Raw genomic sequence first — 311 nt, 5'->3', positions numbered from 1 at the left:
GGATAGACCGGCCCCTCGCCGCCCTGCGGCGGCACCCAGTTGATGTTCTGGTTGGGGTCCTTGATGTCGCAGGTCTTGCAGTGCACGCAGTTCTGGGCGTTGATGACGAAGCTTTGCTCGCCGTCCTTCTCCACCCACTCATAGACGCCGGCCGGACAGTAGCGCGTCGACGGGCCGGCATAGATATCGTGCTCGGAACTCTTCTGCAGGCCCATGTCCTTGACCTTGAGATGCACCGGCTGGTCTTCCTCGTGATTGGTGTTCGACAGGAACACCGAGGACAGACGGTCGAAGGTCAGGACGCCGTCCGG

The 311-nt window shown here is 62.1% G+C and carries 1 protein-coding gene; it reads right to left on the bottom strand.

Features of this window, described 5'->3' with window-relative positions:
• The coding region (locus ACMUVN_RS33340; protein WP_414816062.1) for a 4Fe-4S dicluster domain-containing protein at positions 1-311 on the bottom strand (311 nt) is incomplete at both ends.

The organism is Rhizobium sp. IY2 (assembly GCF_047532935.1).
Taxonomy (GTDB): domain Bacteria; phylum Pseudomonadota; class Alphaproteobacteria; order Rhizobiales; family Rhizobiaceae; genus Rhizobium; species Rhizobium anhuiense.
This window is presented reverse-complemented; position numbering and strand designations above follow the sequence as displayed.